The sequence below is a fragment of the Pseudomonas sp. Leaf58 genome (genome assembly GCF_003627215.1).
Lineage (GTDB): Bacteria > Pseudomonadota > Gammaproteobacteria > Pseudomonadales > Pseudomonadaceae > Aquipseudomonas.
This window is the reverse complement of the sequence record NZ_CP032677.1, coordinates 3,014,027-3,038,725: the sequence shown is the minus strand read 5'-3', so window position 1 is coordinate 3,038,725 and position 24,699 is coordinate 3,014,027. Positions and strand designations below refer to the sequence as shown.

23 protein-coding genes are annotated in these 24,699 nt (G+C 60.2%); 10 read left to right on the top strand and 13 right to left on the bottom strand.

The window, feature by feature from the left end:
- Positions 1 to 14: 14 nt before the first annotated feature.
- From DV532_RS14095 to DV532_RS14085, 3 genes are all read right to left on the bottom strand, one after another.
- Positions 15 to 959 (bottom strand): electron transfer flavoprotein subunit alpha/FixB family protein, encoded by a 945-nt coding sequence (locus DV532_RS14095; protein WP_120715350.1) that lies wholly within the window; start codon positions 957 to 959, stop codon positions 15 to 17.
- 16 nt (positions 960 to 975) lie between these two features.
- Positions 976 to 1,725 (bottom strand): electron transfer flavoprotein subunit beta/FixA family protein, encoded by a 750-nt coding sequence (locus DV532_RS14090; RefSeq protein ID WP_120715349.1) that lies wholly within the window; start codon positions 1,723 to 1,725, stop codon positions 976 to 978.
- A gap of 121 nt (positions 1,726 to 1,846) precedes the next feature.
- A complete protein-coding gene (locus DV532_RS14085; protein WP_056803481.1) occupies positions 1,847 to 2,206 on the bottom strand; it encodes a response regulator in 360 nt (119 codons plus the stop codon).
- A 147-nt stretch (positions 2,207 to 2,353) separates the two neighbouring features.
- Here DV532_RS14085 and DV532_RS14080 point away from each other — a divergent pair, with 147 nt between their 5' ends.
- Positions 2,354 to 3,484 carry a sensor histidine kinase KdpD gene (locus DV532_RS14080; protein ID WP_056803484.1) on the top strand — a complete coding sequence of 377 codons (1,131 nt, stop codon included), beginning with the start codon at positions 2,354 to 2,356 and terminating at the stop codon, positions 3,482 to 3,484.
- Between the two features lie 122 nt (positions 3,485 to 3,606).
- Here DV532_RS14080 and DV532_RS14075 read toward each other — a convergent pair whose 3' ends face one another.
- From DV532_RS14075 to DV532_RS14050, 6 genes are all read right to left on the bottom strand, one after another.
- Positions 3,607 to 6,042 (bottom strand): TonB-dependent receptor, encoded by a 2,436-nt coding sequence (locus DV532_RS14075; protein ID WP_056803486.1) that lies wholly within the window; start codon positions 6,040 to 6,042, stop codon positions 3,607 to 3,609.
- A 75-nt stretch (positions 6,043 to 6,117) separates the two neighbouring features.
- Positions 6,118 to 6,954, bottom strand: coding sequence for a FecR family protein (locus tag DV532_RS14070; protein WP_056803488.1), 837 nt, complete (start codon positions 6,952 to 6,954; stop codon positions 6,118 to 6,120).
- A complete protein-coding gene (locus tag DV532_RS14065; protein ID WP_056803491.1) occupies positions 6,951 to 7,475 on the bottom strand; it encodes an RNA polymerase sigma factor in 525 nt (174 codons plus the stop codon). Before DV532_RS14065 ends, DV532_RS14070 begins: the two co-directional genes overlap by 4 nt.
- Positions 7,476 to 7,616: 141 nt before the next feature.
- Positions 7,617 to 8,633, bottom strand: a complete 1,017-nt coding sequence (locus DV532_RS14060; protein ID WP_082477060.1) for a GlxA family transcriptional regulator — start codon at positions 8,631 to 8,633, stop codon at positions 7,617 to 7,619.
- Positions 8,634 to 8,859: 226 nt separating this feature from the next.
- Complete coding sequence (gabP, locus tag DV532_RS14055; RefSeq protein WP_056803495.1) at positions 8,860 to 10,245, bottom strand: GABA permease; 1,386 nt, start codon at positions 10,243 to 10,245, stop codon at positions 8,860 to 8,862.
- Between the two features lie 83 nt (positions 10,246 to 10,328).
- Positions 10,329 to 11,102 carry a creatininase gene (locus DV532_RS14050; RefSeq protein ID WP_056803498.1) on the bottom strand — a complete coding sequence of 258 codons (774 nt, stop codon included), beginning with the start codon at positions 11,100 to 11,102 and terminating at the stop codon, positions 10,329 to 10,331.
- A gap of 328 nt (positions 11,103 to 11,430) precedes the next feature.
- On the opposite strand from DV532_RS14050, the gene DV532_RS14045 reads away from it, so the two are divergent.
- From DV532_RS14045 to DV532_RS14020, 6 genes are all read left to right on the top strand, one after another.
- Positions 11,431 to 12,558, top strand: coding sequence for an extracellular solute-binding protein (locus tag DV532_RS14045; RefSeq protein WP_056803501.1), 1,128 nt, complete (start codon positions 11,431 to 11,433; stop codon positions 12,556 to 12,558).
- A 24-nt stretch (positions 12,559 to 12,582) separates the two neighbouring features.
- Complete coding sequence (locus DV532_RS14040; RefSeq protein ID WP_056803504.1) at positions 12,583 to 13,503, top strand: ABC transporter permease; 921 nt, start codon at positions 12,583 to 12,585, stop codon at positions 13,501 to 13,503.
- Positions 13,500 to 14,309, top strand: coding sequence for an ABC transporter permease (locus tag DV532_RS14035; RefSeq protein ID WP_056803507.1), 810 nt, complete (start codon positions 13,500 to 13,502; stop codon positions 14,307 to 14,309). The genes DV532_RS14040 and DV532_RS14035 overlap by 4 nt, the downstream gene beginning before the upstream one ends.
- A gap of 28 nt (positions 14,310 to 14,337) precedes the next feature.
- Positions 14,338 to 15,426 (top strand): ABC transporter ATP-binding protein, encoded by a 1,089-nt coding sequence (locus DV532_RS14030; protein WP_056803510.1) that lies wholly within the window; start codon positions 14,338 to 14,340, stop codon positions 15,424 to 15,426.
- A 91-nt stretch (positions 15,427 to 15,517) separates the two neighbouring features.
- Positions 15,518 to 16,081: a hypothetical protein gene (locus DV532_RS14025; protein WP_056803512.1), complete on the top strand. Its 564-nt coding sequence runs from the start codon at positions 15,518 to 15,520 to the stop codon at positions 16,079 to 16,081.
- Between the two features lie 394 nt (positions 16,082 to 16,475).
- Positions 16,476 to 17,687: a M24 family metallopeptidase gene (locus DV532_RS14020; protein WP_056803515.1), complete on the top strand. Its 1,212-nt coding sequence runs from the start codon at positions 16,476 to 16,478 to the stop codon at positions 17,685 to 17,687.
- A 145-nt stretch (positions 17,688 to 17,832) separates the two neighbouring features.
- Here DV532_RS14020 and DV532_RS14015 read toward each other — a convergent pair whose 3' ends face one another.
- Positions 17,833 to 18,078, bottom strand: a complete 246-nt coding sequence (locus DV532_RS14015; RefSeq protein WP_056803519.1) for a hypothetical protein — start codon at positions 18,076 to 18,078, stop codon at positions 17,833 to 17,835.
- 374 nt (positions 18,079 to 18,452) lie between these two features.
- On the opposite strand from DV532_RS14015, the gene DV532_RS14010 reads away from it, so the two are divergent.
- Complete coding sequence (locus DV532_RS14010; RefSeq protein WP_056803522.1) at positions 18,453 to 19,229, top strand: ABC transporter ATP-binding protein; 777 nt, start codon at positions 18,453 to 18,455, stop codon at positions 19,227 to 19,229.
- 59 nt (positions 19,230 to 19,288) lie between these two features.
- Here DV532_RS14010 and DV532_RS14005 read toward each other — a convergent pair whose 3' ends face one another.
- The 3 genes from DV532_RS14005 to DV532_RS13995 all read right to left on the bottom strand — a co-directional run bounded on the left by DV532_RS14005 (position 19,289) and on the right by DV532_RS13995 (position 22,673).
- Positions 19,289 to 20,527, bottom strand: a complete 1,239-nt coding sequence (locus DV532_RS14005; RefSeq protein ID WP_056803525.1) for an SfnB family sulfur acquisition oxidoreductase — start codon at positions 20,525 to 20,527, stop codon at positions 19,289 to 19,291.
- A gap of 12 nt (positions 20,528 to 20,539) precedes the next feature.
- A complete protein-coding gene (locus DV532_RS14000; protein ID WP_082477062.1) occupies positions 20,540 to 21,151 on the bottom strand; it encodes an OmpW family protein in 612 nt (203 codons plus the stop codon).
- Positions 21,152 to 21,434: 283 nt separating this feature from the next.
- A complete protein-coding gene (locus DV532_RS13995; protein WP_056803528.1) occupies positions 21,435 to 22,673 on the bottom strand; it encodes an acyl-CoA dehydrogenase family protein in 1,239 nt (412 codons plus the stop codon).
- Between the two features lie 339 nt (positions 22,674 to 23,012).
- On the opposite strand from DV532_RS13995, the gene msuE reads away from it, so the two are divergent.
- Together msuE and sfnG are read left to right on the top strand one after the other, a co-directional pair.
- On the top strand, positions 23,013 to 23,573 hold the full coding sequence (msuE, locus tag DV532_RS13990) for an FMN reductase (RefSeq protein ID WP_056803531.1): 561 nt from the start codon (positions 23,013 to 23,015) through the stop codon (positions 23,571 to 23,573).
- 26 nt (positions 23,574 to 23,599) lie between these two features.
- The gene (gene sfnG / locus DV532_RS13985; RefSeq protein WP_056803533.1) at positions 23,600 to 24,691 is read left to right on the top strand and encodes a dimethylsulfone monooxygenase SfnG; all 1,092 of its coding nucleotides are present in this window, start codon (positions 23,600 to 23,602) and stop codon (positions 24,689 to 24,691) included.
- The last annotated feature ends 8 nt before the right edge of the window (positions 24,692 to 24,699 follow it).

The following is a 24,699-nucleotide window of genomic DNA, read 5'->3' as shown; positions in this document are numbered from 1 at the left end:
CTGACACAGGTCAATCAGAGCAGATTCTCCAGCTCCGGCACGGCTTCGAACAGGTCAGCGACCAGGCCGTAGTCGGCTACCTGGAAGATCGGCGCTTCTTCGTCCTTGTTGATCGCCACGATCACCTTGGCGTCTTTCATGCCGGCCAGGTGCTGGATTGCGCCAGAGATACCGACGGCGATGTACAGCTGCGGTGCAACGATCTTGCCGGTCTGGCCGACCTGCATGTCGTTGGGCACGAAGCCGGCGTCAACGGCGGCGCGCGAGGCACCGACGGCCGCGCCCAGCTTGTCGGCCAGGCTGTACAGGTGCTTGAAGTTGTCCCCGTTGCCCATGCCACGGCCGCCGGAAACGACGATCTTGGCAGCAGTCAGCTCTGGGCGGTCGGACTTGGCCAGCTCTTCACCTACAAAGGCCGAGATACCGGCATTGTGCGCAGCGCCAACCGCTTCAACAGCAGCCGAACCACCTTCGCTAGCCACGGCATCGAAGCCGGTGCTACGCACGGTGATGACCTTGATGGCCGCGCTCGATTGCACGGTGGCAATGGCGTTACCGGCGTAGATTGGGCGCTTGAAGGTGTCTGCGGACTCGACCGCGATGATCTCGGAGATCTGGTCCACGTCCAGCAGCGCGGCGACGCGCGGCAGGATGTTCTTGCCGTTGCTGGTAGCGGGGGCCAGCACGTGGCTGTAAGCCTTTGCCCCGTTTTGATCAACAAGCGCAACGATCAGCGGCGCGACGTTTTCCGGCAGGGCGTGGGCGTAGGCTGCGTTGTCGGCAACCAGCACTTTGGCCACACCGGCGATCTTGGCAGCGGCTTCGGCAACGCCGCCCACGTTCTGGCCGGCGACCAGCACGTGCACATCACCACCGATCTGGGCAGCTGCGGCAACAGTGTTCAGGGTGGCCGCGGCTACGGCACCGTTCTCGTGTTCTGCGACAACCAGGACAGTCATTTCAGGCTCCTCATGATTAAAGCACCTTCGCTTCGTTGTTCAGCTTCTCGACCAGTTCGGCCACCGATTTGACCTTGACGCCAGCGCTGCGGGCAGCCGGGGCTTCAACCTTCAGGGTCTTGTTGGTGGAGGCGAGGGAAACGCCCAGCGCGTCTGGGGTAAGGGTTTCCAGCGGCTTCTTCTTGGCCTTCATGATGTTCGGCAGCGACGCATAGCGCGGCTCGTTCAGGCGCAGGTCGGTGGTGACGATGGCGGGCAGGCTCAGCGCAACGGTTTGCAGGCCGCCGTCGATTTCACGGGTGACGTTCAGCTTATCGCCAGCCACCTCAACCTTGGAGGCGAAGGTGCCTTGGGCGTAGCCGGTCAACGCGGCGAGCATCTGGCCGGTCTGGTTGTTGTCGCTGTCGATGGCCTGCTTGCCGAGGATGACCAGCTGCGGCTGTTCTTTGTCGACAACGGCTTTCAGCGCCTTGGCCACGGCCAGGGCGTTCAGTTCGTCAGCGGCTTCGACCAGGATGGCACGGTCGGCACCCAGGGCCAGGGCAGTGCGCAGTTGTTCCTGGGCAGTAGGTGGGCCGACGGAAACGACGACGATCTCGCTCGCAATGCCTTTTTCCTTCAGGCGAACGGCCTCTTCCACGGCGATTTCGCAGAAGGGGTTCATGGCCATCTTGGCATTTGCCAGGTCGACACCGGTATTGTCCGCCTTGACGCGCACCTTGACGTTGTAATCGACCACTCGCTTGACGCTTACCAGTACCCTCATAAGTTCTCCAGTCATTAATGCTACAAACGCGGGCAGGCGGTTGCCTGGCAATGACGGTAGCGCAGTGGGGGGAGGCGGGGATCGTCCGTTTCAACTAGCCAACAGCGTGTTGCTGTTGAGTTCAATCAGTCCCTAGCAACTCGTCTAGCGCGCGGCTTAACCCATCCAAGGTGCAAGGCTTGCTAATAAAACGGGCATTCGACGGAAGAAACCCAGGCGTGAGCACCGTGTTGCCGGACACGATGATGACGGGAAGCTGCGGTAGGCTGGCCCAGATCGCTTTTGCCAGGTCCAAGCCGTTGAGGTGGCCGGGCAGGCCTACATCGGTAACTACCAAGGCAAGAGCGGGGTCGTCGAGTTGCTGCAGGGCTTCATCCGCGGTGGCGCACTCGGTGACATCGTGGCCCAAGTGCGTTACCGCTTCGGCCATGAGCCAGCGAAGGATTTCGTCGTCTTCGACCACTAGCACTCGGCTGCGCATATCACTCTCCCTGCCTATGGTCACTAGACATCGCTTATAACGAGTCGTTTTCAAAGGCTGACGGAAGGTACAACGCTTTCGTTCTACCGCTGGCGCTAGATCGGCTAGGCTGTTCGGACGGTTGATAAGTAGAGGATCGAGACCCCTATGAGGCTGTCCGACTTCATCGAGAACAGCATGGAGGCGATACTCCAGGCGTGGGAGCGGTACGCGCGCTCGGTTGATACAGACCTGCCCAAGCAGGACTCTACCGGCTTGCGAAACCATGCGGAAAAGATATTACGCACTGTTGCGGCAGACATGCGAACGTCGCAGAGCAGGCAGCAACAGGCCGAAAAGGCGCAGGGAAAAGGGCCCAGGACATCCAGCGATACAGCCGCGCAGACCCATGCGGTTGCCCGTTTGATCGCTGGTTTTTCGATGGATCAGATGGTGTCCGAGTACCGGGCTTTGCGTTCAAGTGTTTTGTCACTCTGGCTTGCCCAGGAGGTGTTTGCACAGGCGCATCAAGTTCAGGACATCATTCGGTTCAATGAGGCCATTGACCAGGCGCTGGTGGAATCGATTGCGGCCTATGGGGCAGCGGTCGAATCCACCCGCAAAATGGTGCTCGCAGTGCTTGGCCATGATTTGCGCTCCCCCTTGGGCGCCATACTCATGGCAGGCGACTTGATCCATCGGCAGAAGGGGTTGAACGAGAAGGGCAAAGTGCTAGCTAGCCAGGTGTGTACCAGTGCCCGCCGGGCGAACCTGATGATCAACGACCTGCTGGACCTGGCCCGTTGCAACCTGGGTACGGGCATTCCAGTGCACCTGCAGCAGGTTGAGTTGAACTTGATCTGCCACGCTGTTGTAGACGAACTACGCACGGCGTTCCCGGGGGCAAGCATTTTATTGGATGAGCAGGCGCACATCACCGGGCAGTTCGATGCTGAGCGGATCGCGCAGGTGTTCACCAACCTGATAGGCAATGCCCTTCGACATGGCGATTCGACGGCCCCGATCACGGTTACGCTGGGCAACCTGCAAGGTGTTCCACGGATAACGGTTCATAACTCGGGTGAGCCTATTCCCCCCGAAGTGATACCGTTTCTGTTCAAACCCGAAGGGCGATACTCAAGCTATTCATCGGGCGAACGGGGCTCGGCGGCCGGGCTTGGCCTTGGGCTGTTCATCGCTTCGGAGATAGTGGCGAGCCATGGCGGCAGGATTGAGGTGGAGTCGAGCGAAGCGCAAGGGACGACGTTTGAGGTAATGCTGCCCACATCCGCTGAGTGACCCTGATGTTCGTCAAGGGCCGCATGAAGGCGCGTGGGCCGCTACCCAACCAGAGCTACAGCGTGCCTGCCTGAAGGCTATGACCACCGGGCCCTGCACCGGCCCGGTGATGGTGCACGGCCTTACCAATTATGCGTATAGCTGGCCGTCAACACAGTGCCGGGTGCCGGCAAGTGGCTGGTGTTGTTGTTATTGCGCAGCAATTGGCTGTAGAGCGGGTAGTAGTCACGGTTGAACAAGTTCTGGATGCCGACGCTGACCTTATCGTCGGGGGAAATTTGGTACTGGCTGACCAGGTCCACTGTGGTATAGGTGCTGACCTGGTGGCGACCAAAGCTGTCCAGGCCATCGAGCCTATAGTCTTTGCCATCGAAGAACGTGGCTTGCAAGCGGTTGCTCCAGTCCAAGGTCGGCTTGTATTGCACGTAAGCGGTCAGTTTCAGTGGTGGTACGCGATAGCCGGTCATGTCTTGCCAGCCTTTGCCATCGGGCTTTTCGCGCCCACGCATCCAGGTTGCGCTGCCCCCGGTGCCCCATATCGCATCGTCCGACAGCCAATCGGCACTGGCTTCAGCACCGTAGATGCGCTCCTTGGTACGGGTCAGAATCAGGCCATTGTTGAAACTTTGCACGTCCCCCAGTTTGGAGGTGGTGTAGAACAATGCCAACGTGCCCAGGGTGTTGCTGCCCAGTTCGCCGCGCCAGCCAAGCTCATAGTTGTTGGTTTTGACCGGCTCCAGGTTCGAGGCATCGAGGTCGAAGCCACGGCGCGCATTGCGCAGCTGAATGCCCACGTCGGGCAATTGAAAGCCCTGGCTGAAGGAGGCGTAGACTTCTTGGCCAACCACTGGCGAATAGACGATGCCAAGGTTCGACAGCAGCGCATCGTAATGAATGTCGCCGCCCTTCACCGCCACTGGGGAAGCAGCCTTGGATTCGGACAATGGCACGAAGTCATCGAATTTGGCGGTGGAGTATTCGTAGCGCAGGCCGCCGTCCACCGACCACTGCTCATTGAAGCGATGCTGTAGCTGCGCGAAGGCACCGGCGCTTCGGGTTTTGAGCGCCGGTAGGTAGGTGAGCTTGCCAGTCTTGTCGAAGACCAGGCCGCCACTGGCGTCATACGCCGCCGGGTCGAAGACATCCAGCGGCATGTCGCTGCGTTCCTGGTTATAGTCGCCACCCCACACCAGCTCGGTACTGCCGCTGTCGCCAAGGGGCGTGCGCAGGGTAAGGCGGCTGCCAAAAACTTCGCTGTTTTGCATGATCTGGTCTACGTTGCCGCCACGGGTGGCAACGGCCCGGGCGTCGAACGGGGTGAAGCGGGTGAAGTAGTCCCGGTAATACATTTGTGCAGAAAGCCGGCTTCCGAGAATGTCGAGGTTCTCGTACTCCAGGTTCAACAGAGTGTTGCGGATGCGGTTCTGTTCGTCGAGGTCCAGGCCCTTGATGGCATTGGCCGGCACTGAGCCTGCGGCGAGTTTGGCGACGCTTGGGTCGGTGGCGTAGTCGGTGTCCTGGCGTGCGTCGTAGTGGCTGGCTGCAAGCTGGATGCGCTGGTTTTCGTCGATGTGCAGCCCCAGCTTGCCGCCGATGTTGTAGATGTTCGAGTCGAACAGGTCGCCTTGGCTGGGCTCTGGGGCGATCCGCTCGCCGTGCGCATCGTACGAGCCACCGATGTGACGGGTACCGAAGTCGAAGGCGTAATCCACCGCGCCTTGGGCGCCGGCAAAATACTGTTGGAACTGGCCACCCAGGCCATCGCTACCCAGGCGGGTAAGCGGCGAGGTGGCGCTCAAGCTGGTTTCGGCACGGTTTTCGCCACCGGCAGGCCGTGTGGTAATGGCGATGATGCCACCGGTGGCGCCGCTGCCGTAAATAGCGCTGCTACCGCGGATGACTTCGACCCGTTCGATCAGTGCCGGGTCGATGTTGGCCAGGTTGCGCGAAGAGTCGCGGTTGGTATTGAGCGGCACCCCGTCGACCATGACCAACAGGCTGCGCCCGCGCAGGGTTTGGCCGTACTCGGTGACGGTTCGGCTGGAGTCGGACATGCCCGGAACCGCCTTGGCCAGTATCGTGGCCAGGCTTTCTGAACCCTGGCGTAATTCTTGGAGTTGTTCGTGCTCAAGCAGGGTGGATTGCCGGGTCGCGGAAACCAGGCTGCTGCTGGTGCGCGAGGCGGTGATTTCCATCTGCGCCATTTCCACCGGCACGCTTGGGGTTTCGGGGCTGGCAGGGGCAGCCTGGGCAATGATGACGAATGTGCGCTGGTCCTTGGCCTGTACTTGCAAGCCACTGCCCTTGAGTAGCGTTTGAAGTGCTTCCTCGGGGGTGAACTGCCCCTTCACCGCGGGTGCGTTGTGGCCCGCACCGAGATCGCTGGCAAAGATGATCTGCACCGAAGACTGTTGTGCGAGGGCGTTGATGGCCTCACCCAACGGTGCGGCGGGGAGATCCACGTTCACCCTTTCCCGGCCTTGGGCCGACATTGCGATGAGCAAGCTACTGGCAAGCAATGACAGACGTAGTTGACGACTGCGAAGAGGAAAATGCACTTCTCGAATTCCTTTTAGGTGGTGTTTTTCCAATAGCCGCCATGGGCATTGCGAAACCCTACCTGCGGTTGAGAATTATTTTCCAGTCGGTTTGCGTTGGACCTGCACGCTGCCATCCTTTTGTGCCAGCACGGTAACGGGCAGGATGCTTGGCAGCAGATCCAATAGCCGGTCGACATTGCGCGCCTCGAACACCCCGGTCACTTTCAGCGCGGCCAGGCTTGGGTCGCTGAGGTGAATGGGGGCCTTGCGATAGTGGCGCAGCAAAGCCAGCGCTTCGTCCAGCGGCGTCTGCTCGAACACGATACGGCCCTCTTTCCAGGCCGTCGCCTTGGTGGCGTCGACCTTTGCCACCGGCATCAGGTGCCCACCAATGGCGTCGACCTGTTGCCCTGGCAGGAGGATGACAGGCGTTTGCCCAGCAGCCGTTGCGGCGACCTCCACGCGCCCACGCGCCAAGGTCACCCGGACGTTGTCGTGATCCAGGCGACGAACATTGAACAACGTACCGAGCACCTTGACGTTAGCGAGACCAGCGGACACTACGAAGGGGCGGTACAAGGCCGGGGATACTTCGAACAGGGCTTGCCCAGCGCGCAGGCTGACCTTGCGGCTAAGCAGGTGCCAACTGACATCGACTTGAGTGCCGCTGTCGAGCAGCAGTGTGCTGCCATCGCTGAGCAGCACCGTGCGCTGTTCACCCACGCGGGTAGCGAAACGCTCGCTGTTATAGGCGGGGTTAAGCCAGGCCAAGGCGGCAAAGGCGACCGCAAGCGCAAGCGTGATACCGGCTGGCTTGAGTGCTTTGGAGCGGGCTGGCCTACGAGGCGGCACGGGGAACAGCTGCTTGAGCTGTTCGCGGTGCCGCCCCAGTGCGTCGTCCAATGGCGCCGGTTCCGGTTGCTTGGTCATGCTTGCCCCTCATCGCGTCCCAGCCGTTGCCGGCATGCCGCCAACCCCAGGCGTAGGTGCTTTTCCACGGTCTTGATGGAAATACCGAGGCGATCGGCTACTTCGACCTGGGGCATTTGGTGAATTTTGTGCATGACGAAAACGGCCTGGCAACGGGGTGGGAGCTCAGCGATGGCGTTGACCAGCAATTGAAACTCGCGCTCGCTGTCATACCGGCTTATCGGCGTCGCCGCGGGGCAGGCCACCTCAGGCAGTTCGGCGATGGCCTCTACCCAGGCGGCGCGGCGACGCTCGCTACGGTAGCGACTGACGGCGGTGTCGGTGGAAATTTTGCGCAGCAAGGCCAGTGGGGTGTGAACGTCTTCCTTCTCACCGCGCTCGAGCAATTGCACACACACGTCATGCACAACCTCGCGTGCCATGCTGCGGTCGCCGAAGCGTCGACGAATGTGGTCCACCAGATCGTCGTAGTGACGTACCAAGGTAGACAGCAGCGTCGGTTTGGCGGGGTCGAATGACACGGTTCATCCTGAAAGAAAGCGAGGCTACGAAGCGAGGATCGAAGTGTAAATGAGAAATAATTACAAATAAACACCTTTGCAATGTGCTGGATCAGGGGTGGGTTAGCGGGTTGTCTTGTGCAGGTCGGCAAGGCCGCATGATCAGCAATGAGCCGCGGCTACCTGCTTGCGCTCCCCGATAGGAGAAACACCGAAGAAACGGCTGTAGCATTTGGAAAAATGCGCTGGCGAAATGAAGCCACAGGCGAGTGCGATATCGCGTACTTGCGACTCACTGTGCAGCAACAGTTGCCGGGCGCGCGACAGGCGTAATTCAAGGTAATACTGGCTGGGGGTACTTTGCAGGTGCTTGTGAAACAGACGCTCCAACTGGCGAACTGAAATGTCGTTCAACTGTGCCAGTTCCTCCAGGGTCATGGGGTCTTCAAGGTTGGCTTCCATGATGCTGACGATCTGGCTGAGCTTGGGTTGGGAGGTACCTAGCCGTTGTCGCAAGGGCACGCGCTGGCGTTCTTGTGAGCTGCGGACTCGATCACATAGCAGCAATTCGGCCGCATGTGCGGCGATGTCGCGCCCGCCAGGTTCACGGCTGATAAGTTGCAAGACCATGTCCATCGAGGCCACGCCACCAGAGCTGGTGTACCGGTCACGGTCAAGTTCAAACAACTGGTTGGAAATGATGATTCCCGGAAAACGCTCTTTCAGCGCTTCGATATCTTCCCAGTGGATGGTGCAGCGGTAACCGGTGAGCAAATTGGCGCGCGCCAACAAATGACTACCGGTGCAAATGCCACCCAGTGCCACCTGATCATGGGCGAGCTTGCGCAGCCAGTTCAGGATGGCGCGGGTATTGTGGTCGGAGACGATGGGGTTCGGCCCGACCACGAACAGCATGTCCAGCTTGGGCGCATCTTTGATGCTGTATTCAGGCAGGATGCGCATGCCGTTGCTGGCGCTCACCGGCTCCATGTCGGCGGCGATGATCAGCGTTTGGAACATCGTCCTACGCGCGGCCAGGTTAGCCATGCGCAAGGTCTCTACGGCAGAGGCGAAGCCGATGGTGGTGAAATTGGGAATTACCAAAAACCCGATGATCTTGGGCGGGGGGGCATTGACAGGGTATCCCGTGGCCAGCGGGGGGGATTTCAGCGTACCCATCAAACGGCTCCTTCAATGCAAAATGATGTGCTCTGCGCTTGTTTGCCGATAGCGGCAATTTATTGTGAACAAGGTATTTATGCCAACGTAGAGGGCATACTACACGGCGCGATCGGGCTAGAGGGGCACACTGGCCGATATTCGCCCCCTGTTTACGGCTTGACGCTAAAAAGTGAAAAACCCTGCGAAGGCATAGCCTTCGCAGGGGAAAGCGGCTTAGCCAGTTTTAGGCGGATTTGGCTGCAGCACTGGGCAGTGGGGGTTTCTTGGCCGAGAAGATCGAGCTCATGCACACGATGGACAATGCCAGCGCACCGGTTGCCAGCACTTCCATGCGGTGGCCTGGCATGATCAGCATCATCGCCAGAATGCCGATGATGGAGGCGACGACCACGTAGCTCAGCCAAGGGAACAACCACATCTTGAAGGCCATGACCTGACCGCGGCGGGTCATCTGCTTGCGCAGGATCAGTTGCGATACCGCGATGGCCAGGTAAACCAGCAGTGCTACCGCACCGGAGCTCGCCAGCAGGAAGGAAAACACCTCGTCCGGTGCGAAGTAGTTCAACGCCGTAGTCAGGAAGCCTACAGCGGTGCTGGCCAGTACCGCGACGAATGGCACGCCGACCGATGAGGTGCGCTGAAGGAATGCCGGGCCGTCGCCACGTTTGCTGAGCGAGTAGACCATGCGCGATGCGGTGTAGATCGCCGAGTTGAGGCAACTGGCAACGGCGATCAGGACGACGATATCCACGATCATCTTGGCGTGCGGGATATTCATCAGCTCAAGGGCTCTTTGATAGGAGCCGACCTGCACCAGCATAGGGTCGTTCCAAGGCACGATCGAGACGATCAGGAACACCGAGACGATATAGAAGATGCCCATGCGCCAGACGACTGAGTTGGTGGCGCGGGTGATCTGTTTGGAGGGGTTTTTCGACTCGGCGGCGGCGATGGTGACGATTTCAGTGCCCATGAAGCTGAACACCGTGGTCAGCATGGCACCAATTACAGCAGCCATGCCATTGGGCATGAAGCCGCCGAAGTCATTGCTCAGCTTGACCACGCCACTGACGCTGAGGTTTGGCAGCACGCCGGTCAGGGCCAGCGCACCCAGGGCGATGAAGCCCAGCACGGCAATGACCTTGAGCATGGCGAACCAGAACTCGAACTCGCCATAGCGGGCAACGCTGAACAAGTTGGTGACGGTCAGCAAGGCGGTAACGGCCAGTGCGAACTCCCAGGTTTCAATCGCCGGGAACCACGCATGCAGGATAGCCGCTGCGGCAATCGCTTCGATTGGAATGACCAGCACCCAGAACCACCAGTACAGCCAGCCAATGGTAAAACCGGCCGTGCGCCCCATGGCGCGTTCGGCATAGGTGGAAAACGAACCGGTATCAGGGGAGGCAACTGCCATTTCACCGAGCATACGCATGACCAGCACAACCAGTGTGCCGGACATGATGTAGGCCAGGATGGCGGCTGGGCCGGCTGCGGCAATAGCATGCCCCGAGCCGATGAAAAGGCCGGCGCCGATAGCGCCGGCTATTGAGAGCATAGTGACGTGGCGCTGCTTGAGGCCGGGGGCCAGAGTAGAGTGGCTGGACATTATCATTACCCTTGTTGTTATAGATGGCGGGTGAACAGCTAATGCGAATGGTGCTCTGGACAATTAATGCAGTGTCGTGACGCTTAGTTGAATGCCTCGCGGACGGCGTTGCTGATGCCTTCGGTGCAGACGCGCAAAATCAACTCGCCTTTCTCGCGGCTGGCGCCCTTGGGTGATGACAGGGTTCCACAGGCCGGTGTGCGCTCAGGCATGATCGGGAACACATCGTAGGGGGGGAAGGTGGCGGGCGGATGATCGACGGCGCGGGCCAGGTCGACTTTGTCGGGGTGCAGGGCGAGCATCAACGAGGTCTCGAAGACTCCCCCGTGCTCGATGTCCCAACCAAGGAATCCGTCCGGGTACAGCTCCTCAATCACCTCGGGGGCATTGACGAAATCCCAGTACGACAGGACTACGACCTTGAAGTCGGTGATGCCGGCATAACGCAGCTCGCGCAGCGCCAGGTCGATGCCTTCGACGATGAACATGGAGTTCTCGTAGTGCCCGTTCATCAGCACCAGCTGGCGCGCGCCATGCCGGGCCAGCTCCCTGATGATGTCCTGGATGGTATGCGTCAATGTCGCGCCATCCAGGCTGGTGGTGCCGGGGAAGTGATTGCCGCCGCCCGACTTTTGTTGCGACTTGTAGCCGTAGGCCAGGGCAGGCAGTACCAGGCCGTTAACATTGCGCGCTACCGCCTTGCACAGCGCAGTGGGTAGTAAGACGTCCACTTCCATGCACAGGTGATGGCCGTGTTGCTCCAGGGCGCCCACGGGTAAGAAAATCGGGCTGCCGGATGCTACACGCTGGGCGTACTCCGGCCAGGTGAGTTCGCCAATCACTACGCTATCGTTCATCGGGTGGTCTCTCTATGTTCTTGTAATCGTTGAGGTCGTCCGGCTTGTAGCAGGTAGCAGATGTCGCAATTGGATCAGATTGCAACCTGCAGGAATTGTCAGTTTCCGACCTGGAGTTGACCAATGCTGCCGCAGCTGTAGCCGTGGGCGCTGGGTGGCCCTGGCCGCGCGGCGAGGGGCGAGTTTGAAAAACTACAGGTCGGAAAAGTGCAAACCGCCCTGATGGCAATCTGCTGCAATCGGTAATCAACAAGGCGATAAAAATGTGGCCAGGCGTGACGAGAACACGACGGTGCCAAGGCATGTTTTGATTACCGAGGATATCTTCATGACGTATCGCGCCGATTTGTCACGCCGTACATTCATCAAAAACAGCAGCGTGCTTGCCGGTGCGGCAGCACTGGGCACCTGGCTGCCCAGCAACAGTTGGGGCGCAGCAGAAAAAGAACTGGTGATATTGGCTTGGGCCGGGCATGCCGCCCCCGATATCGTGGCTGATTTCGAGCGCCAGCACGGTATCAAGGTGCGTGCCAAATACTACACCGGCGGCGATAACATGCTTGGGCTGATAGCCCAGTCGCCACCCGGTACATTCGACCTGATCTTGTCGGATGCCGAGTATGTACAGCAACTTAACGCAGCCGATTATATCGAGCGACTAGACCCGGCGGATTACCCGTTCGATGACTTCTTTCCAGAATTCCAACACTTCCCGGGCCACTGGAAGGGGGATGAGTTGTATTCGGTGATGGTCCGCTTTGGTTTTCTTGGGATTGCCTTCAATACCCAACTGCTGGCCGAATCCAGAGTCAAAAGTTACCAGGTATTCTGGGACGAAAGTCTAAAGGGCAAGGTGGGGCACTTCGATTGGCACTTGCCGAATCTTGGGCAAGTTAGCCTGCTCAATAACAACCGTCTGCCCTACGACATTGATGCTGCGCAGTGGAAAAAGGTGCAGGAAAAAACCTTGAGCCTGCGCAGCCAAGTGGGCGGCTTCTTCGACTATGGCGGAACGTTCGCCTCGCTGAAGAATGGCCAGGTGCATGCGATGTGTGGCATTGGCGACTGGATCACCGGTGTTCTGCAGCGTGCCGGGGCCCCGGTGAAAACCGTCGTGCCAGAGGAGGGTGGCTTGCAGTGGACCGAATCCTACTGCATTGCGAAAAAGGCCCGTAGCCCCGAGCTGGCAAAAAAGTTCATTCAATACATCACCTCACCCGAAGGCCAGGTTAAGTCGGCGAAGATGGAGGCTTATCCAGCGCTGATACCCAACAAGCGCGGCTGGGCGTTGCTCAACCAAGTCGACCCGGCTGAAGCGAAACGGCAGGGCATGGTACTGGGCCAGCGCAACGTCATGGACGATATCCGCGAGGGACGTATCCAGTACCGCGCGCTCCCGGTGCAACAGAACTTGGAGCAATGGAACGACTTTTGGTCGGAATACAAGGGCGCTTGACGGCGCGCAACGAGGACCGGCGTAATGATCTCGAACAAGGTATCGCCCCCGCTGCCCGCCCGTGAGCAACCCAGTGACACGCGTGCTTCTGCTCAAAGCAGGCGAAGCTTTCGCCTGCCTTGGTATGGGTTGAGTTTTTCTTTACCGATACTGATCTGGCAATGGGTGTTCTTTGTATTCCCGCTGGTATTCCTGGTGACCATCAGCTTCTGGTTAGTCCGCAACTTTCGCATGCAACCGGCATTCGAAAGCCTGAACTGGAGCTACATGTTCAGCCGCGGGTTCTTCTGGGATGCCTACTTCCACACCTGGGCCATGGCAGCAGGTGCTTGTGCCCTGATCAGTGTCGTGGCGTTCCCCTGCGCCTACGCCATTGCCTTCAAGTTTCGCGCAGCGACCCGGCAGTGGCTGATCTTGCTGTTGATTACACCTTTTTTCACCAGCTACCTGGTCCGCACCTATTCCTGGCAAGTCTTCCTCAGCGATCAAGGCTTGCTCAATAGCGCGCTGGCACTGCTGGGAATAGGGCCATTGCCCATGCTCAATACTGCCTTCGGCAGTTACGTGGGTTACTTCACCCTGTGCTTGCCGCTGGTGGTGCTGTTGCAGGTGTTCAGCCTGATGTACATCGACCGAACATTGATCGAAGCGGCGCACAACTTACGCGCAGGCCGTGTGCGCACGGTGTTTCTGGTGATCATACCGTCGGCGCGGGTGGGCATCGTGGTGGCGGCGCTGTTCTGTTTCATCATGACTTTCGGCGATTTTGTCAGCCCGCTTTACCTCGGTGGCGGCCAACCGCCGACCTTGAGCACGCTCATTACCGACACCACCAAATCAGGGCAGCAATGGCCGCGTGCGGCGGTCATTGCCACGACGATGATCGTGACCTTGCTCATGGTGGCGTTCCTGATGGTTCGCTATGCCTACCGGAGGCGCGCATGAACGAGCATCGTGTCATCAACTTCATGTTGCGCAGCTTTGTCGCCGTGGTCTTCCTGTTCATCCTCACGCCGATCATTGGCAGCTTCGTGTTCTCCTTCAATGTCGACCGTTTCCCATCCTTGCCGCTGGGTGGGTTCAGTTTGCGCTGGTACGAGGCGATCGCAGCAGACCCGCAAGTGTGGCAAGCGTTCAAGAACAGCCTGGTCGTCGGGGTGGTGGTCTCGTTGGTTTCTACGCTGCTCGGTTTTACTGCGGCGTATACCGACTTCCGTTACCACTTTTTCGGCAAGTCGGTGTACATGGCGCTGGCACTGCTGCCACCGACCATCCCCGTGGTGATCCTTGGCCTGGCGATGCTGGCGTTCTTGTCGCGGGTCGGCCTGTCGGGCGAGCTGCAGGCCGTGATGATCAGCCACATTGTGATGTGTTCGCCTTTTGCGATGGCGGTTATCCGCATGCGCCTGGCGCAGATGGACCCGCAACTGGAGGCGGCGGCCTGGAACCTCGGCGCCAGCCAGTGGAACGCCATGCGCTGTGTGATCCTGCCGTTCACAGCGCCAAGCATTTTCGCCGCACTGTTCGTGACCATGGCGGTGTCGTTCGACGAGTTCGCGGTTGCCTGGTTTGTCTCGGGGCTCAACGAGACGGTGCCGGTGCGCATTCTCAATACCTTGCAAGGCCAAGTGAGCCCGACCATCAACGCTATCGGCACGCTCGTGTTCATCACCACGATCACGCTGACGACCCTCGCGCAGCTGTTGCTGATGAGCCGGCAGAAAAAGCCCGCTGACGGCAAACGCAGTTGAACCCTTCATGCCTATGCAGGACTTGAACATGACGCAACCGTTAGTGGTATTCGACAACGTGGTGAAACACTTCGGCAGTTTCGTGGCTGTCGAACCGATGAACCTGGAAATCTACAAGGGCGAGTTCGTGGCGATCATGGGCTCCAGCGGCTGTGGCAAAACCACCACGCTGCGCATGCTGGCTGGGCTCGACAAGCCAAGCTCAGGCGAGATTCGCTTGAACGGCCAGCGCATCAACGACCTTTACTCGTGGCAACGAGACACGCCGCTGGTGTGGCAAAACCTGGCGTTGTTCCCGTTTTTGAATGTGGTGGAAAACGTTGAATTTGGCTTGCGGATGCGCGGTATGGCCAAGGCCGCGCGGCGCAAGAAAGCATTGCAATGGCTAGAACGGCTTGACCTGGCGGAGTTCGCCACGCGGGACATCAGTATGCTCTCCGGCGGGCAGCGCCAGCGCGTAGCCTTGGCTCGTTCGCTGGTCACCGAACCGTCGATCCTGCTGCTGGATGAGCCGCTCAGCGCGCTCGATGCGCACTTGAGTGTGCGCATGCAGGCGGTGTTGACCGGTTTGCAGAAGGACTTGGGTATCACCTTTGTGTACGTCACCCACAGCCAATCGGAAGCCTTTGCCATGGCTGACCGGGTGGTGATCATGAGCCGCGGTCGGGTCGAGCAGATGGGTTCGCCGAAGAATATCTTTCTGGAACCACATAACCGTTTTGTCGCCGAATTCGTGGGTGGCAAGAACATTTTCGCCGGGGTTGCCCTTGGTTTCATCGATACAGGGCTGGTTCGAATCGATTCGCCCCATGGTCGCTTCCGTGCACGCGTGCCTGAAGGCCGCACGGTTGGTTTGGGGGAGGAGGTAACGGTGTGCATCGGCGCCGAACATATCAACCTGACCACGCAACCGACAGCCGATTGCCAGTTGCCTTGCACGGTGGTGGGTGAGGAGTTCAACGGCTCGATGGTCAACGTTTACCTGGAAACCCGCGACGGCCTGGAGTTGCAGGTGCAGCGGCCGAACGCGGACTACCACGCGCTTGAGTTGAAGGCCGGCCAGACCGTGTATGCCGGCTGGGCTGATGCGCGTGCGCTGATTTTGCGTGGCAATTAGGGGTCGAAATCTGACATATCTGGCCAAGCAACTGCTGGGACAATCGTGAAGTTCGCAGTAAACGCTGCGTGGGTAAAGAAGGAGGCAGTACATGCAGCATTTAACTGAAGTCGCCCAGCAGCGGGTAAGCACCGTGCGCATTGGCTTCTTGTTGAGCGAAGGGTTCGATTTCTACGCGTTGGCCGCCGCGTTGGAGCCGTTGCGCCTTGCCAATGAAGTTGCCCGGTGCGCTGTGTGCCAGTGGCAGATCCTTAGTCTTAGCGGTTGGTCGTTGAAGGCGAGCAACGGCATTGCCACGGCCACCGTGGAGTTGAGCCAGGCGAAACCACTGGATGTACTGATTGTGTGCCGCGGTGATGAAATGGGTTCAGGCACAGGCGCGCTACAACCGCGCCACCGTGTATCGAGGCCGACGATGCGCCGCTCGGTGGGGCAGGTGACGTGGTTGTTGCCCCCCGTTGCCGATCAGGCAGACCTGCCTGCCGGTCACATCCGGTATGTGCATACGCCGAGTCGCGTTTCGGAACAGGTCCAGCAGACCCTGGCGTTGATCACGCCGTCTACCTACCCCCTACTTGGAATCAACGAACTGGCAGCGCTGATCGGGGTTTCGCGGCCCGTTGTTGAACGCTTGTTCGCGCACCGCGCACACTGAATCGTCACCCTCTGTTGCCGGGGTTTGCGCCTGCAATGGGCGCGACTGCAACGGGCCCGCACTGCAGGGTTTAAAACCCCGCATATAGCCTGCCCACTGCGTTGTTGGTTTTCTGCCTGCTATCGCCATAGACCCCAATAAAAGGTGCTGCTCGCGCGCGCGGGAACGCGTGGCGAGTACCCTGCAGCCAAACCGCCTTTTCAAACAACGACGCCTGAAATTCGGTGCAGATTTTCTGCGCCTTCGCAGCCTTTAGCCTCGTTTGCAGGGCGACGGATCTGATCACTTACGGGTCGGATTCGCGCAAAAAAGCATTCGGTTTATCTGGTCGAATGATCACCAGTGGCACCGATAACTGGGCCTCTCTGCTGCTCACTACCAAGGAATAGAAGACATGCAAATGCCAACAACCATTCAGATCAAGAACGGCAAAAAAGTTAAGCCAACGTTCTCGCAACAGGAATATGCCAACCGTCAGTCCAAGTTGCGCAGTTACCTGGCACAAAACAATATCGATGCTGCGGTCTTCACTTCCTACCACAATATCAACTACTACAGCGACTTCCTTTACTGCTCGTTCGGCCGCCCCTATGCACTGGTGGTAACGCAGGAAGCGGTCGTGTCGATCAGCGCCAACATCGATGGTGGCCAGCCATGGCGCCGTACGGTCGGTACCGACAACATCATTTACACCGACTGGCAGCGTGATAACTATTTTGTCGCGATTCAGCAGGCACTGCCCAAGGCTGGGCGTATCGGCATCGAGTTCGACCACCTGAACCTGATGAACCGCGACAAACTGGCCAGCCGTTATCCGCAGGCCGAACTGGTGGATATCGCCGCGCCGTGCATGCGCATGCGCATGATCAAGTCGGCTGAGGAACACGCGATCATTCGGCAGGGGGCCCGGGTTGCCGACATCGGTGGTGCAGCGGTCGTGGAGGCCCTGCGTGATCAGGTCCCTGAGTACGAAGTGGCGCTGCACGCTACCCAAGCGATGGTGCGTGAAATCGCCCGTACTTACCCGGACTCCGAGCTGATGGATACATGGACCTGGTTCCAGTCCGGCATCAATACCGACGGCGCCCACAACCCAGTGACGTCGCGCAAGGTCAACAAGGGCGACATCCTTAGCCTCAACTGCTTCCCGATGATCGCGGGTTACTACACCGCGCTGGAACGGACGCTTTTCCTGGACCACTGCTCCGATGAACACCTGCGCCTTTGGGAAGTCAACGTCAAGGTGCATGAGGCGGGCCTGAAACTGGTCAAGCCCGGCATGCGCTGCAGCGATATCGCCCTGCAGTTGAACGAGATCTTCCTGGAGCACGATCTGCTGCAATACCGCACGTTTGGCTACGGCCACTCGTTCGGGACGCTGAGCCACTACTACGGTCGCGAGGCAGGCCTAGAGTTGCGTGAAGACATCGACACCGTACTCGAGCCCGGCATGGTGGTATCGATCGAGCCGATGATCATGCTGCCCGAGGGCCTGCCCGGTGCTGGCGGCTACCGTGAACATGACATCCTGATCGTCAATGAGCACGGCAGTGAAAACATCACCAAGTTCCCGTACGGCCCAGAGCACAACATCATCAAGAAGTAACTGACCAAGCCGCACAGGCACCCTGTGCGGCTTTTTGCCCTTCGACAGTGCCGGGCGTGTGGCGGGCAGGCATGGTACAGGCTGAATGAGGCCTGTGATGCGAGAAACGGTTGGCGCAGTAGGATGAACAAGCACGGCACTCAGTTCAGCCCGGCTCCATCGCCGTGTTCTTTTTCCAGCCACGCAGGTTCATGACACACAGGCAGACCTGCAAAATGATCAGCGCCCAGGCCTGCGCCTGCCAGCCCCAGGCTGCCCACAGCACATTACTCGCGATGAAACAGCAGAACCCAAGTTTGCGCCGGCCGGGCCGCCGCGAGCCAATGCACCAGGCGGCGGCCACAGTCAGGGCCATCGCCGGCCATTCGAGAAAGTCGATCCAGTCATCCATCATGCACGCCACCCACTTGATTGCGTTTCGATTTGTGACCGAGGAAAACCAAGCGCGGTTCAGATCGCTTATCCGGCAAGGCAGCTCTCTTGCAGTTGAACATTTGCCTGGCGCGAGCAACTGTTCGTGGCTGGGCAGTCGTTCAGCAGCGCTGTCCTCAGGCAGGCATCTCTATTGTTTTGTTTTTTTGTAAGCGACTGTTGTTAAAGCTTTTTATTTTTTGGCATGGATCCTGTGTCGGTGCTGCGGGGTGGCTCGGATAGTTTGCTACTGGGCGTATCGACCTGGCCCCTCCTGCCACCTCAACGCCTCAGCGCGGTGGCCGAACACCAACGATCAACGGGCGCCGAGAGCGCTGCACGAGGAAGGCATCCATGGTCCATGCGATTCTTGCACCCGCCGCGCACCAAGCGCTGCTGGCGGTAAACGACATCGAAGTAATCTACGACGGCGCTATTCTCGCTGTGGCCGGGGTTTCACTGCAGGTCGGGCAGGGCGATATCGTCGCGCTGCTTGGCGCCAACGGCGCTGGCAAAAGCACTACGCTGAAGGCGATCTCCGGGTTGGTCCAGGCCGACCGTGCGCAGGTCAGCCGTGGCCAAATCCGCTTTCAGGGGCAGGACACCGCCGGTGTCGCGGCCCACGCGTTGGCACGCGAGGGGATCGTCCACGTCTTGGAGGGGCGGCATGTATTCGCTCACCTGACCATCGAGGAGAACCTGCGCTGCGCCGGCTTTCTGCGTAACCCAACGCGGCGCGAGCTGGAACAGCAACTGGAGCGTATCTACGCCTGGTTTCCGCGTTTGAAGACCAAGCGCAAGGCACAGGCCGGGCTGACCTCGGGCGGCGAGCAACAGATGCTCGCCATTGGCCGCGCGTTAATGACCACGCCACGCCTGGTGCTGCTCGACGAGCCTTCGATGGGCCTGGCACCGATTATCGTCGAGGAAATCTTTGCCATCGTCGCCCAGCTCAACGCCCAGGAAGGGATGAGCTTTCTGATCGCCGAACAGAACATCAACGTCGCCCTGCGGCATGCCAGTTACGCCTACATCCTGGAGAACGGCCGGGTGGTGGGTGAGGGGGCCGCCGCCGAGCTGGCGGCACAGGAAGACATCCAGCATTTCTACCTGGGCGGCAAGGCCGGCTGATAGGCACCGACCTCTGCAGCAATGCCCTGACCGAGCCCTGCGCCCGGCCAGGGCCGCGCTCAGTTCCAGGGATGGCGCGGCGGCTTGATGCCGTTGAGCAGGTAGTTGCCGATGATGTGGTATTTCCAGCGTACCGGGTCGTGCAGGGTATGTACCCGAGCATTGCGCCAGTGACGGTCGAGGGCGTACTCCTCTAGGGTGGAGCGGGTACCGGCCAGTTCGAACAGGCGGTTGCTGGCGAGGATGGCCACCTCTGTGGTGAGCACCTTGGCTTCGGCGGTGCGGATGGAGGCCTCGGCCACACTCTCTTCGCTGGGTTCGCGTAGCGCCAGGTCGATGGCGTCCGCCGCCAGGTCCAGTACGGCCTCGGCGGCACGTAGGCGAATCTGTAGATCACCCAGTTGCTGGAGGATGTAAGGGTCATCGGTGGCCTTGTCCAGCCCGGAGTCGATCCAGGGGCGGGTATGCCGGCGCACGTAGTCCAGGGTGTCGGCCAACGCTCCTCGGGCCAACCCTGCATCGATGGCCGCCTGGATGAACTGCGAGATCGCCCCGCCAGCCGTGGGGCGGTCGAAGGCTTGCCAGATCGGCACCACCTGGCTGGCCGGCACGCGGACCTGCTCGATCAGCACCGTGCCGCTCGCCGTGGTGCGCTGGCCGAAGCTGGACCAGTCGTTGATCACCTTGAGCCCTTCGGTTTCCCGTGGCACGACGGCCAGGTGCGGGCGCCCCTGATCGTCCACGCTGACGATGGGAATCCAGTGCGCCAGCAGGGCGCCGGTGGAGAAGAATTTCTGCCCGTTGACTAGGTAGTCGTCGCCAGCGTGGGTGATCCGGGTCTGGAAGTCCGCGACATGCTTGCCATTGCGCTCGGAGAAGGCATTGCCGAAACGTGCGCCGGACAGGGCGAGGTCGAAGAAGAAACGCTTCTGCTCCTCGCTGGCGTCGAAACCGATGTGGGCGAGAATGACGAAGTGGTTCTGCGGCAACTGGCCGAGTGAGCCGTCGGCTGCCGAGATGATCTTGAACACCTCGCCGACGGTGCGGTAACTGGCGCCCAGGCCGCCATAGGCTTGGGGCACGATGATGCTCCAGAGGCCGCTTTGCGAGTAGGCCTCCAGCTCCGCCAGGGGCAGGCGGCGTTCGCGATCACGGGCGGCGGCTTCGCGGCGGAAGTCCTGTGCCAGGGCGTGCGCTGCCGCGATGGCTTCGCGCTCGCTGCCAAGACGGTGGGCTGGGATGCTGGATTGGCGCAGCACGATGGTTTCATCACGCTGCTGCAGGTGGTTTTCGCTCATTGATGGGTTCCTTCAGAAACGGTAGGCGAGGTTGAGGCTGTAAATGAACGGGTCGACGTCGACGCTGCCGACCTTCTGCCCGTCGATCTTCACGTTGCTGTCGATGCGGGCGTAACGCACATCGCCGCCCAGGCTCCACTGCTTGTCGAGGGCGAAGTCGAGGCCGGCCTGGAGCGCGGCGCCCCAAGAGTCGGAGAGTTCAAGTTTGGCGCCGTTGTCCAGGTGCTCGTCGTAGAAGTAGGTGTAATTCAGCCCCACACCGACGAAGGGGCGCACCTTGGCACCCGGTGCGAAGTGCCATTGCAGGGATACGATCGGCGGCAGGTGCTTGGTGCTGCCGACCTTGCCGCCGTTGAGCTGGATGTTGTGCTTGAACGGCAAACCGCCGAGGACGTCCAGCGCCAGGTTGGGGGTAAAGAAATAGGCGACGTTGAAACTCGGCCCGGTATCGTTGTCGATGTCGATCTTGCCGGGGGTGATGTTGCCGGGGTCGGAGGTCGGGACGATCTTGCTGATGCCGGCGCGAATCAGCCAGGGGCTCTCGGCAGCGAGTATTGGGGCGCTGAGCCCCAGGAGCAGACCGCCGAGCAGAGCAGGGCGGGACCAGGGTGCGGAGAGGCGCATGCATGGCTTCCTTTCGAAGTGTGAGGTCGATGCCGCCTCCGTGCGTTCGGTTGGCGTGGCACAGTCCTCTTTTCATCTTTCGTGCCACTCTCTAAGTTGCTGAAATAAAAGGAAATGTTTCTTTTGTGGAGTGTTTCGTGGGAGGCAGATTTCGTAAGTGCTGCTGCTGCACGAACAGGTCATCAGGCACGGCCTTTGGCCCTAGTGGCGCGCTGAAAAAATACGCCCACCCGCGAGCCGGGCTCGGGGTGGGCGTGATTGCAGCGGGCGTGGAGAGGTGTTTTCAGCGCTGCTTGGCGCCACCGCCGATCTGCCAGACATAGGGCGGTTCGCTGCCATTGACGTGCCAGTCACCGATGATGCGTTCCTTGTAGATCACCGGGTTGTGCGAGGCGGCGGTACGGGCGTTGCGCCAGTGGCGGTCGAGTTGCCTGGTGGTGCTGGTGCCGGACGCACCCAGGGTGTTGAACAGGTCGCTGGTGGCACGCAGCACCAGCTCCACGGCGGCCACCTGGGCCTGGGCCGACTCCAGCTCGGCGGCGATGTTAGCCTGGCGCTCGGCGCTTTCGTCATTGTCGAAGCGCGCCACGTAAGCCTGCTGCGCGGCCTCGCTGGCGCGTAGGGTGCCGGCCTCGGCGGCATAGATCAGCCCCGAAGCCCTGCCGATAACCTGCAACACCTGTGGATCCTCACTGACTGCTGCAGCATTGCCATGGCTGAACACGCGCGAACGCTTGCCGGTTTCCTGGCTGAAGTCGCGCACAGCTGCGCGGCCTGAACCGACGATGACGGCGAGCAGCACCAGTTGGTAGAAGGCCGTCTGGTACTTGAAACGGGTGGCGAAGTCTAAGATGTTCTCTTCCTCGACCACCGCGTTCTCGAACACCGAGGTGCCACTGCCGGTGGTGCGCTGGCCGAAGCCATCCCAATCGTCGCTCTGGGTGATGCCGGGCTGCTGGGTACGGATTGCCGCGATCACGTCGGCGCCAGTGTCGTCGCGGCGGGCGAACAGGTCGATCCAGTCGGAAAAGAGGCTGCCGGTGCTGTAGTACTTGGTACCGTTGACCACCCACTGGTCACCCTGGCGCGAGACACGGGTGATGACGTCGCCAATTTTCACCGCACCTACCTCTGTCCAGGCGCAGCCCACCAGATCGCCTTCGACGAAGCGTTTGAACCAGACGTCCTGCGGTGCGCTGGCATGGGCATTGAGACGATCCTCGACAAAGGCGAAGTGCCCGCGCAGCGCCTGCGGCACGTTGGAGTCGGCTTCGGCCAGCTCGATCAGTAGCTGGAACAATTGCGGCAGTGAGGCCCCCGCACCGCCGTGCTCGATGGGCACGCGCACGGCGCCGAAGCCGGCTTCCTTGAGCCAGCGAATGGGCTCGAAGGGCAGACTGCGGGTGCGTTCGCGCTCCACGCTGCCTTCGGCGATACGCGCGAAGACCGGGCGGAAGCGGGCGGCAAGGGATGGGTAGTCGGTGCCGGTAGATAGATGTGGCACATGGGCTTGAGCGGTCATCGCGGTTCTCCTCGATTGGTGCGATTACGGACCGTGGTGCCCTCGCAAACTCTGTGCCTTTCCAAAAAAACCTTTTAAATCAGTGGCTTGTATTTTCTCGCCGACACTCAGGCTGTACCGCTGGCAACAGCCTGTTGAACGGTTGTTGCCAGGCGGTCAGCTGGGCTTCCTGGCGTCACTGTTGCCTGGCGGTCATTCATTCAACAGCTTGCTTGCGCAGGTGCAGCAAGAGCTGTTTGATACATCGATCAACGTATTGATTTAAAAGACTTTTATTGGGTGGCACGGTTGCTGCTCAGGTACTCCCGAACGTAGCCCATACGGGCAGGAGGGATGTACATGAGCGCAAGCGTTATCAAAGTCGTGGTGGTCTCTGGCAGCCTGCGTGCGCCATCACGTACTCATGGGCTGCTGCAGGCCCTGGTGGAAAGGTTGCAGGCAAGGTTGCCGAACCTGGACGTGCATTGGGTGCGTATCGCCGCGCTGGCCGACGTATTGTCGGGCTCGCTCGAGCGCGACAGCGCCTCTGCCGCGTTGCAACCGCATCTGCAGGCGATCGAGCAGGCTGATCTGCTGCTGGTCGGCAGCCCGGTCTACCGGGCGTCCTACACCGGCCTGTTCAAGCATCTGTTCGACCTGGTCGACCATCAGTCACTCAAGGGCGTGCCGGTCGTGCTGGCCGCCACCGGTGGTAGCGAGCGCCATGCGCTGATGATCGATCACCAGCTACGCCCACTGTTCGCCTTCTTCCAGGCCCACACCCTGCCGTATGGCCTGTACGCCAGCGTCGAGGCCTTCGACCAGCATCGCCTGGCCGAGCCCGCGCAGTTCGAACGCATTGAGCGGGTACTCGATACCGTCAACACCTTCTTCCAGATCCCGGTCGCCACGGCGGCCTGACTTTCCGTGCAACAGGAGATATCGTCATGAGCCAACCGATCAAATTTGCCTACTGGGTACCCAATGTCAGCGGCGGCCTCGTCGTTAGCAAGATCGAGCAACGTACCCATTGGGACATCGACTACAACCGCAAACTAGCGCAAATCGCCGAACGCTCCGGGTTCGAGTACGCGTTGTCGCAGATCCGCTTCACGGCTGGCTATGGCGCTGACAATCAGCATGAGTCGGTGACGATCAGCCACGCCCTGCTGGCCGCCACCGAGAAGCTCAAGGTGATCGCCGCGATTCTGCCAGGGCCGTGGACGCCGGTACTGGCAGCCAAGCAACTGGCGACCATCGACCAGTTTACCGGTGGTCGTGTCGCCATCAACGTGGTGTCCGGCTGGTTCAAAGGAGAGTTTCGTGCCATCGGCGAGCCCTGGCTGGACCATGACGAGCGCTACCGCCGCTCCGAGGAATTCATCCGTGCCCTCAAGGGTATCTGGACCCAGGACAACTTCAGCTTCCACGGCGACTTCTACCGCTTCCACGACTACAGCCTCAAGCCCAAGCCGCTGCAGCGCCCGCATCCGGAAATTTTCCAGGGCGGCAGCTCGCGAGCCGCGCGTGACATGGCTTCACGGGTATCGGACTGGTATTTCACCAACGGCAACACCGTCGAGGGGATCAAGGCTCAGGTCGAAGATATCCGCAACAAGGCGGCCGCCAACGGCCATTCGGTGAAGATCGGGGTGAACGCTTTCATCATTGCCCGCGACACCGAGGAAGAAGCCCGCGCGGTGCTGGCGGAGATCATCGCCAAAGCCGACCCGGAAGCGGTCAACGGCTTCGGCAGCGAAGTGAAGAATGCTGGCTCGGCCAGCCCCGAAGGCGAGGGCAACTGGGCCAAATCCACCTTCGAGGATCTGGTGCAGTACAACGACGGCTTCAAGACCAACCTGATCGGCACGCCACGGCAAATCGCCGAGCGCATCGTCGCGCTCAAGGCAATTGGCGTTGATCTGATCCTCTCCGGCTTCCTGCACTTTCAGGAAGAGGTCGAGTACTTCGGCAAGCATGTACTGCCGCTGGTGCGCGAACTGGAGCAGGCGAAGGCCGCATCATTGGCCTTGGCCTGAGGCGCCCC

Bases quoted from the DNA above. Each gene is read 5' to 3' on its own strand.
- DV532_RS14095 (WP_120715350.1), bottom strand. From the start codon at position 959: ATGACTGTCCTGGTTGTCGCAGAACACGAGAACGGTGCCGTAGCCGCG.
- DV532_RS14090 (WP_120715349.1), bottom strand. From the start codon at position 1,725: ATGAGGGTACTGGTAAGCGTCAAGCGAGTGGTCGATTACAACGTCAAG.
- DV532_RS14085 (WP_056803481.1), bottom strand. From the start codon at position 2,206: ATGCGCAGCCGAGTGCTAGTGGTCGAAGACGACGAAATCCTTCGCTGG.
- DV532_RS14080 (WP_056803484.1), top strand. From the start codon at position 2,354: ATGAGGCTGTCCGACTTCATCGAGAACAGCATGGAGGCGATACTCCAG.
- DV532_RS14070 (WP_056803488.1), bottom strand. From the start codon at position 6,954: ATGACCAAGCAACCGGAACCGGCGCCATTGGACGACGCACTGGGGCGG.
- DV532_RS14060 (WP_082477060.1), bottom strand. From the start codon at position 8,633: ATGGGTACGCTGAAATCCCCCCCGCTGGCCACGGGATACCCTGTCAAT.
- gabP (WP_056803495.1), bottom strand. From the start codon at position 10,245: ATGTCCAGCCACTCTACTCTGGCCCCCGGCCTCAAGCAGCGCCACGTC.
- DV532_RS14050 (WP_056803498.1), bottom strand. From the start codon at position 11,102: ATGAACGATAGCGTAGTGATTGGCGAACTCACCTGGCCGGAGTACGCC.
- DV532_RS14045 (WP_056803501.1), top strand. From the start codon at position 11,431: ATGACGTATCGCGCCGATTTGTCACGCCGTACATTCATCAAAAACAGC.
- DV532_RS14040 (WP_056803504.1), top strand. From the start codon at position 12,583: ATGATCTCGAACAAGGTATCGCCCCCGCTGCCCGCCCGTGAGCAACCC.
- DV532_RS14035 (WP_056803507.1), top strand. From the start codon at position 13,500: ATGAACGAGCATCGTGTCATCAACTTCATGTTGCGCAGCTTTGTCGCC.
- DV532_RS14030 (WP_056803510.1), top strand. From the start codon at position 14,338: ATGACGCAACCGTTAGTGGTATTCGACAACGTGGTGAAACACTTCGGC.
- DV532_RS14025 (WP_056803512.1), top strand. From the start codon at position 15,518: ATGCAGCATTTAACTGAAGTCGCCCAGCAGCGGGTAAGCACCGTGCGC.
- DV532_RS14020 (WP_056803515.1), top strand. From the start codon at position 16,476: ATGCAAATGCCAACAACCATTCAGATCAAGAACGGCAAAAAAGTTAAG.
- DV532_RS14015 (WP_056803519.1), bottom strand. From the start codon at position 18,078: ATGGATGACTGGATCGACTTTCTCGAATGGCCGGCGATGGCCCTGACT.
- DV532_RS14010 (WP_056803522.1), top strand. From the start codon at position 18,453: ATGGTCCATGCGATTCTTGCACCCGCCGCGCACCAAGCGCTGCTGGCG.
- DV532_RS14005 (WP_056803525.1), bottom strand. From the start codon at position 20,527: ATGAGCGAAAACCACCTGCAGCAGCGTGATGAAACCATCGTGCTGCGC.
- DV532_RS14000 (WP_082477062.1), bottom strand. From the start codon at position 21,151: ATGCGCCTCTCCGCACCCTGGTCCCGCCCTGCTCTGCTCGGCGGTCTG.
- DV532_RS13995 (WP_056803528.1), bottom strand. From the start codon at position 22,673: ATGACCGCTCAAGCCCATGTGCCACATCTATCTACCGGCACCGACTAC.
- msuE (WP_056803531.1), top strand. From the start codon at position 23,013: ATGAGCGCAAGCGTTATCAAAGTCGTGGTGGTCTCTGGCAGCCTGCGT.
- sfnG (WP_056803533.1), top strand. From the start codon at position 23,600: ATGAGCCAACCGATCAAATTTGCCTACTGGGTACCCAATGTCAGCGGC.